Genomic DNA, 13,837 nt, shown 5'->3' with positions numbered 1-13,837 from the left:
TTGTCTCCCGCCTTTGCGCGCATTCGCCCGCAGGCCAAAAGATGCAATGAATCCAGACATAAACATGATAAAAATTGTCCTCTTTTAAGCTGCAATGGGATTTTTTACGGCTCCGACCTTAAATCATTGCACTTGCATCGCTTTTTTCCCGTGACTAGAAATTGCCCCACCGGCAATGAAGGGTCAGAACTTCGATGCCGGCTGATGACTTGGTTCGGGCAGACCCTCAGGAGAGCACCTCGTTTGCGCTCTGTGTCCGCCTTCAGTTGTCACACCTTGCAGATTGCGGAGGTTCAGGAAAGCAATGCGGACGTCGACGGCCAGCCTCAATGAAAATGACGGAACCGACCTGTTGAACAGGGCGATCGTCGAGCATTACGGCGACATCATCAAGGCCGTGGGGGGACGCAGTCGCTCAGACGGGGCCGCGCGGGAAATCGTGCACGATCTCTACGTCAAACTCGCCTTGCAGCCCGATGCGCTCTCCGGCAAGCGGTCCATAAAGGCGTTCCTGTGCCGCGCCGCTTCGAATATGCGGATCGACCGGATAAGACGGGAGCAGTTCGAATCCAGACTTTTTTCCGGTTCGGATGAAGATGCCAGGGCAGTATTTGCGGCGGATAACGCACCCGATCAGGGATTGGCTGTCGAGGCGCGGCTGACGGTGCTGAAACAGGCAATCGCCGACCTGCCCGAAAAACGGCGCACGGCCTTCGTCCTGCACAGGCTTCATCATCTTTCACCGGACCAGATCGCGTCCAAGCTTAAAATTTCACGCAATATGGTCGACCGGCACCTCCGGCGCGCGCTCAGCCATTGCCTCGACCGGCTTTTTGAAATGGAGTAAACATCCTAATCAACACAGCTCATTCGTCTACACATGGAAGAGCATAATTGGAGCGTTCCGTGCAACGTAGACGTCTGACGCGTGATCAGCGCAAACGAAACAGAGAGGCAGCCGACTGGGTGTTTCGCAACCGCGACCCGGACCAGCCGGAAACGGAGTTGGCGGAGTTTCGTCGCTGGATGGAACTGGATCCGGAGAACTGTCGGGCCTACACGGCGGCGAAGCGCATTCTCGGTGAAGCGAGAACGGCGATAAGGTCTGATGCCGGGCTTCGTGAAGCGCCGGTTTCATCCTCATCGCGCGGCCGCAACGCGATCATCTCCTCGGTCGTCGCGATCGCCGCCGCCGGAACACTGTTTATTGCTCTGGATGGCCCGATGCGCATGAGTGCGGATATCATGTCCGACACCGATGAGATGCCTGAAGTGACACTGGAGGATGGCTCCCGGGTTCAATTGAACGCGTCATCTGCAATCGCGCTCGATTTCACCAGCGAGCGACGGACCGTCCGGCTCCTGCGAGGACAGGCATTCTTTCAGGTAAGCCCGGATGCGAAGCGACCTTTCGCCGTCAGCGCGGACGACACCCTGGTCACGGCTCTCGGCACGGCCTTCGATGTGCGCCAGAGCGCCACGGACACCCGCATTGCCGTTACGGAACATTCCGTGCGCGTCGATTTCAAAGCGCAGGGAGCCCTTCCGGTGAAAGTCGGGGAAGGCGAAGAAGTGCTTCACTTGAACGAGACAGGGAAAAGCACGATCCGGAAAACGGATGCCAACACCGCGCTGGCCTGGCGCCGGGGCCAGCTTACCGTGGACAACATGCCCCTCTCCTACGTGATCGAGGAAATACAGCGGCATTTTCACGGGCGCATTGTCATAGGAAACGAAGCGACCGCACGGCGGGTCGTCAGCGGCACACTTTTCGTGACCGATACAGAAAGCGCGCTGAATTTCCTGCGCACAGCCCTCAACATCCAGACATACAAGATTGGTCCCATCATCGTCGTCACGTCCTGACTTCGGCAGAACGGGAGGTTAGACTAGCTGGGCCTCGTCGTTTTCCTCGATACAGGTGGTATGCCGAACTGGTTCCTGTTTTCCAGCGTATCCGTCGGCCAAGCATTGGCGTTTCGGTGGCAGACCTTACTCGACAAAAACCCGCACACTTGAGGCGCGGCCATCAGCGTCAATCACCGTGAGCGTCGAAAACCCCTGCCCCTCCGGTCGCCATTCGCTATTGCGGCGATGAGAGGCATCCGGCAAAGGCAAGCCGTTGGCGAGCCAGCGGAACGGCGCGCGCCCGCCCTGCAGCTTCAGCACCAGCGGCGAAATGCCGGACTGGCTGGAAAGTTCCACCCGCGCGCCCTCCGGCGGGTAAACGATGCGTGGGGCGCTTTCCCGTCTTGAGGCCGAAAGCAGGCCGTTTGCAGTCGTGGTAAAGCGCCGCTGGTTGGCGGGAAGGTCGGTTACGGCAACGCGCGCGACACCGGAGGGTGGGCCAGGCATCGGCGTCACGGCCACGCCGGATTTTGCGAAAGCCTCGAACAGGATGGGAGCAGCCGTCGCATAACCGGCAATGCCCGGCACCGCACCGTTATCGGCGCGGCCGACCCAGATGCCGATAACATGCCGCCCGTCATAGCCCACCGACCAGGCGTCGCGATAACCATAGCTGGTGCCGGTTTTGTAGGCGATGCCGCGCTGTTTCATGCCGAGCGGCGGAAGAACACCGGAGAGTATGTCGGTGACGTTCCAGATTGCGGCATCGGAAAACAGCCGATCACCCTCCAGTCGTTCGGGAAGGTCGCGGACACCATCACCCAGCCGCACGGGATCCCCGCTGCCGGCAAGCCCGGCATAAAGCTGCACCAGATCAACCAGGGAAATGCCGGCACCGCCGAGCGCAATGGCAAGCCCAGGTGCCTCATTGGCCGGAAGCACCAGTTTTACGCCCGCCCGCCGGAACCGCACCATCAGCGCCGAGGGGCTGATGGCATCAAGCAGCTTGACCGCAGGCACGTTGAGGGACAGTTGCAGTGCCTGGCGGATACTGACATCACCCTGATAATGCATGTCGAAATTGCGTGGCCGGTAACCGGAAAAATCAGCCGGACGATCCTCGATGATGGTTTCCTGCCCGACAAGACCATCTTCGAAGGCAAGGCCATAGATGAACGGCTTGAGGGTGGAGCCCGGCGAGCGCACCGCCCGGCTCATCTCCACGAAACCGCGCCGTGCCGTATCGAGATAATCCGCCGAACCGACCTCCGCGAGGATATCGCCGGTCTGCGCATCAGCCATGACGATGGCGACGGAAACCTTGTCACCAAGCTTTTCCGCCGCATGGCGCGCGACACCTTCCAGTTCCCGCTGGATCGGCAATCTCAGTGTCGAACGCACCTCTCCGGCATTTTGAAATTTCGCGCGGGCGGCAACCGCCATATGTGGCGCATAGGACGGCAAGTCTCGCCGGTTGACCGGCACCGCAGCCAATGCCGCCCGCTCCGCCTCTCCTTCACCCACCACGCGCTCCACGGCAAGCCGTTGCAGTACTCGCTCGCGTGCCTGCTTTGCCGCCTCCGGAAAACGGTCCGGGCGCCGTTTTTCCGGCAATTGCGGTAGCGCTACCATAAGGGCCGCCTCCGCCGTATCAAGCCGGCCCGGTTCCTTGCCGAACCAGGCGAGGCTTGCGGCTCTGACGCCTTCGAGGTTGCCGCCATAGGGGGCGATATTCAGATAAAGATCGAGAATCTCGGCCTTATCCAGCCGTCTCTCGATCTGGAGCGCGCGCGCAGCCTGCAGGAATTTAGCCGAGAAAGATCGGTCGGCGCGCGGCTCGATCAGCCGCGCCACCTGCATGGACAACGTCGAGGCGCCGGAGACGATCCGGCCGTTGCTGGCCAGTTGCCAGACGGAGCGCAGTAATGCCCAGGGGTCGACGCCGTGGTGATCGTAAAAGCGCTGATCCTCATAAGCGACCAGCATGCGCAGGAATTGCGGATCGACTTCCGCAGCCGTGGTCTTCAGCCGCCAGCGGCCATCCGGGGCAGCGAAGGCGCGCAATAGTTTTCCATCGCGGTCCAGCACCTCGAAGGATCGCTCTCGCGCAGCTTCCAGCGGCGGCGGATAGGCCTTGTCGAGCGCGTCAAGACCGAAGGCCGCGCCGCCGATAAGCAACGCGGCCGTCATGATGCTGGCGATGACAGCCTTTTTCCGCCTCATGGGGTCGCCGAGCGCACCTCCATGCGGCCGGTTGCCGTGCGGGCGGCAAATTGCGGCCGGTACATATCCTCAACCGAGGCTGCCGGATGGTCATAGGTGCCCGGCGTGACGGCGCGGACAACATATGCGAGCGCAATCTCCGAACTGTCACCGGCCGAGCGGTCGAAGGCCGCGACGAAACGGTCGTAGCGGAATTCGGTATGCGCGGCTTCCGTTTCCGGCAACCAGTCGAAATTCGACAGTTCGGCGGAATTGACAAGGCTCGGATTGTCGATTTCGAAACCGGAGGGCAAGAGATCCGTCACCAGAATGCGCGACTGCCAGTTATTCTGCGGCACCACATTCAGCACCACAACGTAACGCTCGTTCTGCGTGACCTCGCTCGGGTTCACCTCCTCGCCATCCATGGAATAATAGGTGCGGGTGATGGTGAAGCCCTCGCCACCGGCGGCAAGCGGCTGCGCCGGTGGCGCCACGGTGGTGACAACAGCCGTGACCGGATCGGCCGAGGCATTGGCGATCTTCAAGGGTGCGGCCAGCAACTCGTCACCGCTCATTCGCTTGCCGAAACCGCCGGTCTGCAAATCGCCGTTTACATCGAGGCGGATATCCTTGTCCTCGCCTTTGACGGCGCGGGCGGCGAGCAGCATCCAGGCCTGTTCCTGGGTGCTGGTATAAGGCTTCTTTTCCCATTCCTTCGCCACGGCACCGGCAAGCTGCGGCACGACGGCCGGAACCGGCCGGCTCTCGGCTGCCAGCGCCAGCGTCGCAGCACCATCGCGCAGGGCCGAACCATAATCCGCACGCGCGAGGCTGACATTGGTGGCACGGCTTGCCATGTCGAGCGACGCACCGAACACGGCCTTCGAACGGGCCTGATCACCATAAAGCGATAGGGCGGCAGCAACCTGCGCCTTGGCAAGCGGCGTCGGGAAATCGGCGAGTGCCGTATCCGCATAATAACGCAGATCGTTGATGGCCGCCTTGCGGTTACGCGCCAACACATAAAGCGAATAGGCGATCTCGTTGCCGCGATCCTTGACATTACTGTCATAGGACAGGCCGTTCTGCAGGCTGTTCAGCGCCTGCACCATGGCCGCTTCGGGAACGTCGTAGCTCTGTTCGCGGGCGCGAGTCAGGAAGTCGGTGATATAGGCATCGAGCCACAGATCGCCGTAACCCGGCGACCAGAGGCCGAAACTACCCGAACTCGACTGGAAGGACAGCACGCGGTAGATCGCTTCCTGCACCCGCTTGCGGGTATCGGGGTCCTCGGCCATGCCGCTATCCTTCGTCAGTTCCGAGACGTAGAGCAGCGGCAACGCCCGGCTCGTCGTCTGTTCGGCGCAGCCGTAAGGGTATTTATCCAGCATCATCACCAGCGCCGGGATATCGAAGGCCGGCGAGCGCGTGACGTTGACCGCGACGGAAGAGCCGAGCAGCATGCTGTCGGCTAACAGATCGCCATTGATTGTCAGGCTGCTATTGGGCGCAATCTTGATTTCGCGCCGCGTCGTGACCGGCAGAACGGCCGGGCGCACCGGAACATTCAGCACCTGCTCCAGCGAGACACCCGATGCGTTGGAGACCTTGATGGTGATCGCACCATTGCCGGGCTGTTCGCCCGTCAGCGGAACGGTCAGCGACGACTTGCCGCCCTTTTGAAGCGCCAATGTCTGCGACATCTCGCCCTGATCAACCGTCAAGGCCGTGTTGCTTGTCACGTCCAGCCGGTAATCGCCGGCCTCGCCATCGGTATTGGCGATATCGAGGCGCAATTGCGAGACATCGCCGGGGGCGAGGAATTTCGGCGCGCTGGCGATGACCACGACGGGATCACGAATGATGGCATCGGAGACCGCATGGCCAACACCCGTCTTCGTCCAGGCCACAGCCATGATGCGAGCCGTGCCGTTAAACTGCGGAATATCAAAGCTGATTGTCGCCTTGCCGTCACCGTCGAGTTCAACCGGACCGGCAAAGAAGGCCACCAGCTTTTCGGTGGGCGGGCTACCCTGAAGGGCCGCCCCTGCGCCATCGCCGCCGGTGCGCAACCGGCCGGTGGCGCCAAGCGAACCGTCGATCAGGCGGCCATAGAGGTCGCGGATTTCGAGCCCCAGCCGGCGCTGGCCGAAATACCATTCATCCGGCTTTGGCGGCTCATAGCGGGTGAGGTTCAGAATGCCGACATCCACCGCCGCAACGATGGCATAGGCTTTTTCGCCGACGCCAGCGCCCGCAACGGTGATGGGAATTTCAAGCGGCTGGCGCGGCAGCGTCTTCTGTGGCGCGCCGAGGGTGACGGCAAGCTTGCGCTCGGCCGGATCGACGGCAAGCCATTTGATGCCGATGGCGCGCATCGGCATGCGGCTTTCCTGCGCGTCGCCCGGACGGAACAGCGTCGCCGTGACGTAAGCACCTGCACCCCATTCCTCGGTGACCGGAATATCGATCTCGCCGCCATCCGCGCCGATCTCGGCATTCTGAACGGAAATCAGCTTCTCCGAACCTGATGTCACCATCAACTCACCGGCAAAACGCGAGGACACCTTGAGTTTGGCCGTATCGCCAATCTTGTAGCTCTGTTTGTCCAGCGCGATTTCCAGCGCATCCGGCGTTTCCGTCGAGCTTGCCTCGACGTAGAAACCGGCATCAAATTCGACGCTGGAAACCGGCGCGCCATTGCCGGCACCTTCCACTTCCAGCCGGTAACGGCCCCAGGTGACGGGCACGGAAATCTCGCCGCCATTGGCATCGACGGACAGGGTGCCGGTCTCCTGCTGCTTGGTGTATTCCACCGGCTCATAACGCCAGGAATTGCCCTGACGATACCATTGATAGTTCCGCTCGACCTTGATGAGCTTCCAGGTGAGACCGTTCATCGCCTGCTTCGCGCCGTCGGCGCTGACGCCAATGATGTGGAAACGACCAACGGAATTCTGAGCGAGATCGCCGGAAAATTGCGGCTTGATGCCGATGACAGGCGCTTCCGCCTTGATGGGCAGCGTCAACGAGCGCTCGACGGCACGTCCACCTGCCTCTTGCATACGCACTGTGATGTTGGCGGAAAGAAGCTGGGTGGTGGAAGGCAGATCGGTCAGATCAACGTTGAAACTTGCTTTGCCTTCTTCGTCCAGCACCGGCAGATCGGCAAGCGTCGTGCGGTTTTCCTCTTCGCTTTCCTCATCCGCCAGACCGAAGAAATAACCTTCGAAATCCGTGGTCGTACGCGTCGGTTTGATTGCGATCTCGCCTTCCAGCGTTAAGCCGGCGGCCGGGGCGCCATAGAGATAACGGCCATCGACGTCAATTGCCGTTTCCGCGCCCGGATCGATCTGTTTTGCCTTGCTCGAAAGGTCGAACTCGGTGCGGTCAGGCACGAAATCGTCTACGAGGAAACTCTTTTCGCTGATGGCAGCCGTCTTCGGATCGGTATGGATGCGCAGAGTCCAGGTGCCGCGCATGGCATTTGCCTGCAACGGCAGATCGACCGCATGGCCGCCGAGCGCCTTGCCGTCGCTGACGAAGCGCCGGTCTTCCACGCCATCGGGACGCGAGAAGATGAAGGTAAGCGGCAGATCCTCGATTGCCTTGCCATCGACATCACGGGCAAGCGCTGCGGCATGTACGGTCTCGCCGGCGCGGTAGATACCGCGTTCCGTCCAGCTGAACACATCGATGGCACCGGGTGCCGCACGTCCCGTCACGCCACGATCTGAAAGATCGAAGCCGGCGCGGGTCATGTCGAGGAAGACGTAATCCTTGTCGCCATTGCGCGCGGTCAGGATTGCAGGCGCCTGCGCAGCGGTGCCGCGCATCAGGCCGGCCGAGAACACCGCGCGGCCATCCGCGTCGGTCTTTGCCGTGCCCAGCACCTCGTTATTCTTGGCGAGCAGCTGCAAATCCACATCCGCAAGCGGCTTGGCGCTGCCGAGTGCACGGACAAAGACGTTGAGCCCGTCGGTGCCGGCATAGGTCGTAATGCCGGTATCGGAGACCAGGAACCATTGCGTGGCGCGCGAATCCCATGTTTCAGGTGCTACGCCCGGAGGCACGGCAGTCAGCACATAGATGCCGGGTTTGCGCTCCGGCAGGGCCTCATCCACCGAAAAACTCGTCACCACATCCTTGTTGAGGTCGGGCTTGATCTCGATCGAACCCTGCCAGACGAGTTCGCCGATCTCGTTTTCGATACGGTCGGCATTGTAGCCGTCCATCTGCGTCAGGAACTGCGAGTTGGAAAGAAGCGAGGTGATGTTGCGGTCGCCGACGCGATAGAGTTTCAGGTCGGCCTTGTCAGCGTTAACAGAGACGATCGGAATACCGCGGCGCGCGGTGCCCGGCAGCACGAAATTCTCACCCGTAAAGCGCACGGTCGCTGCGCGGTCGCGCACGTAAATATCGAGATTGACCTGCTTTTCCAGTGGCTCTTCCACGGAAGACGGCAGGCCGGCGCGAAACGCGATCTTGTAACGCTGGCCATGGGTCAGGCCTTCGACACAGATCTCGCTGCCCTTCGCTTCGATGGCCTTGGGGGCGGCCCCATCCAGCGTGATGAAGGAGGAATAATCGACGCCGTTCTTCACCAGCGGTTCGGAAAACTGCACGCAGGCGCGCGGGCTGACGCTATCCGTATCCACCGTGTTGTTGATGACACGGAAGCCCTGGCGGGTGCGTAGATCGGCATAGGCCGCTTTTGTCTGTGCATCATCGGTGAGCGCCAGGCTCTCCGTATAGGCATTGAGTGCCGCACGATAATTCTGGGTTCGCTCAAAAGCCTTCGCCAGCCGGTTCAGGGCCTCGGTACGGGCGCTGACCGTGCGGCTCAGCTGATAGGCATTGATGGCGGCAGACGCGGCCTGCCCGGCAATCGAATAATTGTCGGTGACCTGCGCTGCCTTTTCCGACAATTCCGCCCAGAGCGCGCCGTCTTCAGGCGTGATCGCAAGAGCCTGTTTATAGGTCGTGACCGCATCGGGAATATTACCCGCGGCTGCCTGCTGCCGCGCCGTCTGCACGAGGGCTTCCACACCCTGTTCACCTTCACCGTCATTTACCGCAAGGCCGGATTTCAGCCGGCGCGCTTCCTGCTGCAGGCTGTCAGTGACGAAGGAGAGGCGCTGCGGCGCGCCGATATCGGCCTCCGTCGCCACTTGCACGATCTTGCCGGCAACAGCGCCGGGGAAGGCGTTCAGCTGATTGAAATCGGATTTGAGGAAGCACCATTTCACCTTGGGATTGTAGGTGAAGGCCTTGCAGGCAGCATCGCCGACGCAAATCTCGCCGCATTGCTCCAGCGAGACATTCTGCTCCGTCCGGAGATCAAAGCCGAAATAATCGCCGTTCTGGGTGGTTACCACCTTCCGCGAAGGTTCTGCTGCCGTGGCTGGAAGAAAAATGAAGGCGGTAGAGACCGCAACCAACGAGACCCGGACAAGAGCGCGCAACGACATCAGTATTCTCCCCGCAACAGACATGTCGGGCGGGACTCTGGTCAAATCCACGCATGGTTGTCAACGCATCTTCGTCAATTCGCGACATGACAATTTGTGGAGAGCGGAAGAAGGGAGACTATTCTTCTATTTTGCGCGCTTCTGAAATCAGCATGATCGGCACGCCGTCGCGGATCGGGTAGGCGAGCCTCGCGCTTTCGGAGATGAGCTCGTTGTGGGTCCGGTCATAGGAAAGCCTGCCCTTCGTCAAAGGGCAGACCAAAAGCTCCAGCAGCTTCGGATCGACATTGCTCATCCTGTCGTCCATGGCGGAGGTCCTATTGCAGCACGGTACCGCCCTCGCCCGAACCCTGGGCAAGAACGATCTCGGTGATAGCGATTAATGTTTCGGCCCGCGTCTTCAGGTCGGGCGCTTCCAGCAGCGCCTGCTTTTCGGCCGGACCGAAAGGAGACATCATCGAAAGGGAATTGACGAGAACACGATTGCCCGCCCTTTCCACGCTTTCCCAATCCGCCTCCAGCTGGTTGGCATCCAGAAATGCGCGGAATACCCTGAGCAGGTTTTCGCGATCCACCGCTTCTTCATCATATTCGCCGGTAAGATCGGCGATGAAGGGCGCATGCCGGAAGCTGCGATAGGGCTCGCTGCCGGCAACCTCCTCCAGCAGGCGGAAGCGGCAGACACCGGTGAGCGAGATGACGTAACGGCCATCACCCGTCTCGGAAAAAGACGTGATGCGGCCGAGGCAACCGACGGCGCTCAGAGGCCCGCCTTCGATCCCCGCCTCGATGACATGAAGCGCCGGCTGCACCATACCGATGAGACGGTGGCTCGCGAGCGCCGTGTCGATCATGGCGAGATATCGCGGCTCGAAAATATTCAGCGGAAGATGCCCTTCGGGCAGAAGCAGCGCGCCCGGCAATGGAAAGACCGGCACGGTTTTCGGCAGGTCGTCGTTCTTCACGTATCTCGCATTTCCGACATGCATGGGATCAAGCCCCCTGTTCATTGCTGCCCGGCCGGCGGCTCAGCCGCCCCGACCAGGATATGCCCGCATTACGAAAACAGTATCGCCGAGAGCTTCCTGCGGCCGGCAATACTTGCCGGATCCTTGAAACCCCAGGACTCGAAAAACTCCAGAAGCTGGCGGCGCGCGCCGTCATCATCGAAGGTCCGGTCCTTGCGCATGACGTAAAGCAGATGGTCTGCCGCTTCATCACGCCGCCCCTGCGCGTTCAGCACCTTGGCGAGCTTCACCCGCGCCTCGTGATGATCAGGATTTTGCGCGAGGTCCTGCTCGAGGGCTACCGGATCACCGATTTTACGGGCCTCTTCATATTGCGCGATCTTTTTCAAAACGAGCTGAATGCCCGCATCGTCATTGAGTTCGGCAGGAAGGGGGGAAAGCAATTCGCTGGCCCGCTCATATTGACCGGCAGCGATCATGCATTCGGCGATACCGGCAATCGCCGCGGGGTTTTCCGGATCGGCCTGCATGACAGCGCCGAAGAGCTGTGCCGCGCCGTTAAAATCGCCATCGGCCAGAAGCTGCTTCCCCTCGGAGAGCGCCGCCTCGATCTCGGCTTTCGGATCGCCGGCATCCGGACCGGCGATCTTGTCGATGAACTGCCTGATCTGGCTTTCCGGAACGGCACCCATAAAGCCATCCACCGGCCGGCCGTCGGCAAAAGCGACGATGGCGGGAATGGACTGGATGCCGAGCTGGCCGGGAATGGACGGATGATCGTCAATATTCATCTTCACGAGCTTCACGCGGCCATTCGCCTCGTTGATGACCTTTTCGAGCACCGGCGTCAGTTGCTTGCACGGGCCGCACCAGGGCGCCCAGAAATCCACCAGAACCGGCTGTCGGCGCGACTCTTCGAGAACGTCCTTGGAAAACCCCGCCGTCGTGGTGTCCTTGATGTGACCAGAGGCCGCGCCGTTCAGCTCGCCATTATGATGCGCGCTTGCGGTCATCTGCCCGCCATAAGAACCGCCGTAGGGGTTATTCGTGTCGCTCATGCCGGTCTCCCGTAATCTCTGTCGCATGTCTCAGTTGAAGCAAAGATCGTATCTCACTCGCTGACTTTCAAGACAAGCGGTGCATGTCCGGTTGCCTCGAGAAAGCGAATAAGATCCTTGGACGCGATCGTTGTCGTCTGGTCGTTGGAAAGCGGATGGCCATTGACCAGTTCGTTTTCCAGGAGATCGCTGTCGAGCACGAAAGTGACCTGCCTGTCCGTGTCGTTGATGGCCCCGAACACGGTGACGGAGCCCGGCACGACGCCCAGATATTCCAGCATTTTTTCCGGCCTGCCGAAAGAGACGCGGCTTGCTGCACCGATGGTCTTGTGGACGCTTTTCAGGTCCACGGTGGCATTTTCCTCGACGGTCAGAACAAAATACTGGTCCTTCTTGTCCTTCACAAAGAGGTTCTTTGTATGACCGCCGGGAATGAGATCGCGCAGCGACTGGGATTCTGCGACGGTGAACACGGGCTCGTGCTGTTTCGTGGTGTACGAAATGCCAAGACCGTCGAGAAACTCGAACAGCTCCGTTGCCGTCTTCCGGGAATTTTCCGCCATATCCTGCCGCCCGCCTCCACCGATTCCGTTATCGTTCTTTCCTGATTAAGGGGACGACCAGCGCTTGGCAACGCAGGAAAAACCGGTGAAGTGAAAAACTCTCAATCATTTCCGCCGCTTGTCGCATTTCTCAAAGAAATTTTCGCGTTTTTGTCATTTCCCTGTTGCATTCCAAAATCGATTGAGCGATATAGCGCCCGTCGCCGCTTGGTGGCCCACGGTTCAGCGAACTACCCCGGACCGGTGGATTTGAGCGGGTGTAGCTCAGGGGTAGAGCACAACCTTGCCAAGGTTGGGGTCGAGGGTTCAAATCCCTTCGCCCGCTCCAAATTTCTCCAGAAAAATCGATATTTAGGCGGTTGGCGTTCAAACGCCTCGATTTTGGTCGTGGTTAGGTTAGCGATCGGCGTTCTCATTCCATGCTGCCGAAGACCACTCTCCATCACCATCTCGATATCTACACTGACTGCCTGTGCAGCGGCACCGTTGACTGAACGCCCCGCAAGGCGGAGGTTGCTCCGGGAAATACGGACCTCGTATGGAGACACAGGATGTCAAATATCGAAACAGCCCCCGCTTCTATGGAGATGAAGCCGAACCCGACGATCACCGTTTTTGAACGCTCTCCCGATGGTGGCCGCGGTCTCGCGCGTGATATGCCGGTGCGATGGGCACTGGAGGAAGTGGGCCAGCCCTATCACGTCCGGCGCCTGTCGTTCAAAGCGATGAAAGAGGCCTCGCACCTCGCCTGCCAGCCTTTTGGCCAGATACCCTCCTATGAGGAGGGCGATCTCATTCTGTTCGAGTCGGGCGCTATCGTGATGCATATCGCGCAACATCATAGTGGCCTGCTGCCGGAGGAGGCGTTGCGACGAGCCCGGACCGTTGCCTGGATGTTCGCTGCATTGAACACGATCGAACCATCCATCCTCAACTTCACTACGGTCTGGCTCTTTGAGCGCAACGAGCCGTGGCACGAAGCCCGCCTCGCCCGAACCAAGGAACAGCTCCTGAAACGCCTTGACGAATTGTCCGCATGGCTTGGCGACCGGGAATGGCTCGAAGGCTCTTTCAGCGCCGCAGATATTCTGATGATCTGCATCTTACGCCGGCTGGAATCATCGGGCATATTAAAAGACTACTGGAACCTTTTGGCCTATGTCGAGCGAGGCAAGGCCCGTCCAGCTTTCAAGCGCGCGTTTGACGCCCAACTGGCGGTCTTCACCGCGGCCTCAAAGAACTGACCCCGGTACTGCTCAACTTCTGATCTAAAATCAGCCAGAGGCGGCGATCATCGCAATAATATGCTGGCCATGATCTTGCCATATTTTATTTTACGTGCTTTTGTGCAGCCGCCCTTGTGGGAGGGGGTAAAGGTTGAGACCCGCTGGCTGTATTTCACAGTGAGCGGGTTTCCCTTTTTTTGGGCAGCCCTCAGATACCTTGCAGCAGATACGCGTCAGCGATCGTTGTGATGGGACGCACAAACGCTACGCTGCCGGTCGATTTGATGTGTATTTATGTGAGAAATGGTAGCGGGAGAGGGACTTGAACCCCCGACACGCGGATTATGATTCCGCTGCTCTAACCACCTGAGCTACCCCGCCACAGAGGAAACGTGACAGTCATGTGACTGGCTCGCTCCATCAGGATGAGCGGCTTATAAGGTGCCGCTCCCCAAAGTGTCAAGCGCAAGATGCGCAAAAAATTCGCTTTCCGCATAG

9 protein-coding genes and 2 tRNA genes are annotated in these 13,837 nt (G+C 60.0%); 4 read left to right on the top strand and 7 right to left on the bottom strand.

What is annotated here, in order from left to right; all coding sequences use genetic code 11:
* Nucleotides 1–304: 304 nt before the first annotated feature.
* Nucleotides 305–847 (top strand): RNA polymerase sigma factor, encoded by a 543-nt coding sequence (locus NYR50_RS20565; protein WP_174010174.1) that lies wholly within the window; start codon nucleotides 305–307, stop codon nucleotides 845–847.
* A 47-nt stretch (nucleotides 848–894) separates the two neighbouring features.
* Nucleotides 895–1,866 (top strand): FecR family protein, encoded by a 972-nt coding sequence (locus tag NYR50_RS20560; RefSeq protein WP_174010176.1) that lies wholly within the window; start codon nucleotides 895–897, stop codon nucleotides 1,864–1,866.
* Nucleotides 1,867–1,992: 126 nt separating this feature from the next.
* Here NYR50_RS20560 and pbpC read toward each other — a convergent pair whose 3' ends face one another.
* The 6 genes from pbpC to NYR50_RS20530 form a co-directional block, all read right to left on the bottom strand.
* Nucleotides 1,993–4,071 (bottom strand): penicillin-binding protein 1C, encoded by a 2,079-nt coding sequence (gene pbpC, locus NYR50_RS20555; protein WP_418137997.1) that lies wholly within the window; start codon nucleotides 4,069–4,071, stop codon nucleotides 1,993–1,995.
* Nucleotides 4,068–9,524, bottom strand: coding sequence for an MG2 domain-containing protein (locus NYR50_RS20550; RefSeq protein WP_418137996.1), 5,457 nt, complete (start codon nucleotides 9,522–9,524; stop codon nucleotides 4,068–4,070). The genes pbpC and NYR50_RS20550 overlap by 4 nt, the downstream gene beginning before the upstream one ends.
* A gap of 118 nt (nucleotides 9,525–9,642) precedes the next feature.
* Nucleotides 9,643–9,831: a Trm112 family protein gene (locus tag NYR50_RS20545; RefSeq protein WP_010973261.1), complete on the bottom strand. Its 189-nt coding sequence runs from the start codon at nucleotides 9,829–9,831 to the stop codon at nucleotides 9,643–9,645.
* Between the two features lie 10 nt (nucleotides 9,832–9,841).
* The gene (locus NYR50_RS20540) at nucleotides 9,842–10,513 is read right to left on the bottom strand and encodes an LON peptidase substrate-binding domain-containing protein (protein WP_006310302.1); all 672 of its coding nucleotides are present in this window, start codon (nucleotides 10,511–10,513) and stop codon (nucleotides 9,842–9,844) included.
* Between the two features lie 68 nt (nucleotides 10,514–10,581).
* Nucleotides 10,582–11,550: a thioredoxin gene (gene trxA, locus NYR50_RS20535; protein WP_418137995.1), complete on the bottom strand. Its 969-nt coding sequence runs from the start codon at nucleotides 11,548–11,550 to the stop codon at nucleotides 10,582–10,584.
* Nucleotides 11,551–11,603: 53 nt separating this feature from the next.
* Nucleotides 11,604–12,113, bottom strand: coding sequence for a prolyl-tRNA synthetase associated domain-containing protein (locus NYR50_RS20530; RefSeq protein WP_418137994.1), 510 nt, complete (start codon nucleotides 12,111–12,113; stop codon nucleotides 11,604–11,606).
* A gap of 253 nt (nucleotides 12,114–12,366) precedes the next feature.
* On the opposite strand from NYR50_RS20530, the gene NYR50_RS20525 reads away from it, so the two are divergent.
* Both NYR50_RS20525 and NYR50_RS20520 read left to right on the top strand, forming a co-directional pair.
* Nucleotides 12,367–12,441 (top strand) — tRNA-Gly (locus NYR50_RS20525).
* Between the two features lie 223 nt (nucleotides 12,442–12,664).
* Complete coding sequence (locus tag NYR50_RS20520) at nucleotides 12,665–13,357, top strand: glutathione S-transferase family protein (protein ID WP_418137993.1); 693 nt, start codon at nucleotides 12,665–12,667, stop codon at nucleotides 13,355–13,357.
* A 286-nt stretch (nucleotides 13,358–13,643) separates the two neighbouring features.
* On the opposite strand, the gene NYR50_RS20515 is transcribed toward NYR50_RS20520, so the two are convergent.
* A tRNA-Met gene (locus tag NYR50_RS20515) sits at nucleotides 13,644–13,720 on the bottom strand.
* Nucleotides 13,721–13,837: the final 117 nt, after the last annotated feature.

The organism is Agrobacterium sp. El2ro-1b, assembly GCF_048298475.1.
GTDB lineage: Bacteria > Pseudomonadota > Alphaproteobacteria > Rhizobiales > Rhizobiaceae > Agrobacterium > Agrobacterium fabrum.
The sequence above is the reverse complement of the archived record's forward strand: the minus strand, read 5'-3'. Positions and strand labels throughout refer to the sequence as shown.